Origin of the sequence: Thiosulfatihalobacter marinus (genome assembly GCF_016019955.1) — a bacterium.
Classification (GTDB): Bacteria; Pseudomonadota; Alphaproteobacteria; order Rhodobacterales; family Rhodobacteraceae; genus Shimia; species Shimia marinus_A.
Window position 1 is genome coordinate 1 of sequence record NZ_JAECRZ010000041.1, and the last position, 2,100, is coordinate 2,100.

Here is a 2,100-nt window from a genome sequence, read left to right on the forward strand (position 1 = left end):
CGCCTGCGTCCAGCGGCTGCTCACCGCTGTCGATGAACGGGATGATCGAGAAGGTCTGCCCGCCGCGCTGGTCTTCGTTCTGCACGGCGTTGACGCGCAAGTCGCCATCAGGCGTGTTGATCAGCAGCGACAGGTAGTCATTGCCCGTGCGGCTGCTTTTGGACATCCACGCCGAGCCGACGCGGATCGGTGTGCCCCGGGGCGAGCTGACCTCGATCCGGTAATCTGGGTGGGTCTCCTCGGATTTGTAGCTGTTCTCGATCAGCATGAACTCCAGATCGAACATCATGTTGGCGATGTAGCCCGTGAAGGCGTTGTCAGCGTCCATGGCGGTGAGCTCGCCCGAGATCGAGCCGGATTTCATCAGGCCGTTCGAGACCAGCGGGATGATCTCGAATTCGCCGCTCTGGGCCGCGCGCGCCTCTTTCGTCTGCACCGCGTTGACCCGGAACGGGCCGAGGCCGACATCGATCTGCATCGAGATGTAGGGGTTGCCGCTGGTATTGCCGGTCTCGTTCCAGGCCGTGCCGATACGCACCTTGCGGCCTGATTTGTTGACTGCCGTCACGTCAAAATCCGGGCTGCGTTCGGACATCTTGGCCCGCGCCTCCAACTGGATGGCGATGTCAAAGCGCGTCGAGTGGATCATGCCGGTGTACTGAGCGGCTGCGGTCTCGACATTGCGGGTGAGGGTTCCTGCGAACATGGGATGTTTCCTTTTGGATTGGCCGGTGCCTGACGTCCTTGCCAGCGCATCCGGGATTGCTTTCTCGACCCCTTGAGGGATCACAAACCAGAAAGCTCGCTTTCCTTTCAGCCCCGCCCACGGGTCAAAGCTGCCGTCCGAGTGGGAATGCCCCCGCGCCTCCGGGTGCTACGCCCCTCCCCTGCCCGTCTGGTCTTGATTGGTTGCCCGGATTTTCTGCGGCGTCCTTCGATTGCGCGACGAAGAACTCCGTTTCTTTTCCGTTCAACCGGTGCCCGCCCCGGTCGGTCAGACCGATGCAGCTACCATTCGGCACATAGGTGATGAGGTACTGACCGAGCCGGTCCTTGTGGACAACGTAGCCGGTATTGGCCCAATGCACGGTCTGGCCGGCATCAACGGCCGCCTTGATGTCTTCGAGTGTCATGCGAACCTCCTTACGAAGAATGGTGGGGAAACGACGCAAGAAGTCCGATCTTCCGACCGGGCTTCCATGCAAGATTTGTTTGGCAAACGGCCGAGAGCTGTCAGGCGCTTTGCGTGGCTTGCGTCGCGCGCGCCGCCATCCAATCCTTCAGGCCAAGAACCGTTCTTCCGGCGGCGACCTCGGAGGCCCAGGCAACCCTTGGGTCGCCGCAGGGCTCGGAGCCGGAATGCCGGTCGATTTGGCCATTGGCCATCCATGGCTCAGGCTGTATCCGTCGCAGCCAGTCCGCCATGCTCGGGATGCGGCCCTGGCAGTCTTCACGGATATGCTGCTCGCCGATCCAGCGCACGGGGATGTCGCGGCCTGCACTATTGGTCAGGGTCAGACCGAAGACACGTTCGGCCTCGAACATGCCTTGGGCGTGATGGCGCAAAGCTCTGTGCGTGAAGAGCGCGAGGTGCTCTTTCGAGGCGTCAAACCAATCGTGCACAGACTGATAGTCAGACGGCACCCCGCCGAATTTCCGGGCAGAGCTTTCAGCATGATGAAGCGGATGGGCCATCTCAAAGCCCCTCGTCATAGCTGTGCGAGCATTCGACTTGAGCGTCCGCGTGATCGAGGATGATGCTGTCTAGTGCTATGTCCCAGGTCAGCGTGCCGTAGCCGCCCTCGTTGTTTTCGAACCCCGGGTGATGGTGATAGGCGAGCGACCAGGCGAAGTCGCCAACATCTGTGGCAAGCGCCTCCGGCAGTTGGACCTCTGTAGGCTGCACCGTCACATCCTCGACATTGCCGGAGTCGCCATAGCCTTCGTATTCGGCAGTGACCTCGCTGATGCCAAGCGCACGTAGTTGCGCGAGCAGCTCCGTTCGGGATGCCTTCAATGTGGTTTCGCGCTCTGCACGCCACTGAGCCGCCATTGCGGCATAGTCGATCTGGGGATTGGTCATGGGTCTGTCCTCTTGTC

At 61.3% G+C, this 2,100-nt stretch carries 4 protein-coding genes; all 4 read right to left on the reverse strand.

From position 1 onward, the window contains the following. On the reverse strand, positions 1–706 hold a 706-nt coding region (locus tag I3253_RS20255), incomplete at its 3' end, for a DUF736 family protein (RefSeq protein WP_197919595.1). Positions 707–830: 124 nt separating this feature from the next. Continuing rightward, complete coding sequence (locus tag I3253_RS20260) at positions 831–1,133, reverse strand: hypothetical protein (RefSeq protein WP_089423635.1); 303 nt, start codon at positions 1,131–1,133, stop codon at positions 831–833. A 100-nt stretch (positions 1,134–1,233) separates the two neighbouring features. After that, on the reverse strand, positions 1,234–1,695 hold the full coding sequence (locus I3253_RS20265) for a DUF6915 family protein (RefSeq protein WP_148057227.1): 462 nt from the start codon (positions 1,693–1,695) through the stop codon (positions 1,234–1,236). Between the two features lies 1 nt (position 1,696). Continuing rightward, on the reverse strand, positions 1,697–2,083 hold the full coding sequence (locus tag I3253_RS20270; RefSeq protein ID WP_197919596.1) for a DUF6878 family protein: 387 nt from the start codon (positions 2,081–2,083) through the stop codon (positions 1,697–1,699). Positions 2,084–2,100 lie beyond the last annotated feature (17 nt).

Bases quoted from the DNA above. Each gene is read 5' to 3' on its own strand.
- I3253_RS20260 (WP_089423635.1), bottom strand. From the start codon at position 1,133: ATGACACTCGAAGACATCAAGGCGGCCGTTGATGCCGGCCAGACCGTG.
- I3253_RS20265 (WP_148057227.1), bottom strand. From the start codon at position 1,695: ATGGCCCATCCGCTTCATCATGCTGAAAGCTCTGCCCGGAAATTCGGC.
- I3253_RS20270 (WP_197919596.1), bottom strand. From the start codon at position 2,083: ATGACCAATCCCCAGATCGACTATGCCGCAATGGCGGCTCAGTGGCGT.